This window comes from Desulfocastanea catecholica (genome assembly GCF_054657295.1).
Map to the genome: position 1 here is coordinate 1 of NZ_BAAHYZ010000164.1, position 296 is coordinate 296.

1 protein-coding gene is annotated in these 296 nt (G+C 44.9%); it reads left to right on the forward strand.

Annotated features, from left to right (window positions below; all coding sequences use genetic code 11):
- A partial coding sequence (locus ACYQ8U_RS23360) for a reverse transcriptase domain-containing protein (protein WP_459947945.1) occupies positions 1-296 on the forward strand: 296 nt, incomplete at both ends.

Below are 296 nucleotides of genomic sequence, written 5' to 3' on the forward strand. Positions count from 1 at the left end.
AAAGGATTCTTCGACAATATCGATCATGATTGGCTCATGAAAATGCTTGAACAAAGGATAGAGGATCAGTCATTTCTAGGACTCATTCGGAAATGGTTGAAAGCCGGAATACTTGAGAAAGACATCGGAGTAATCCTCCCTGTCAGCGGCACGCCTCAAGGCGGGGTAATTTCCGCAGTTTTGGCAAATATCTATCTGCATTATGTGCTGGACCTGTGGTTCGAAAAAGTTGTCAAGCCACGGTGCGATGGAGATGCATTACTGATGCGGTTTGCCGATGATTATGTTTGCTGCTT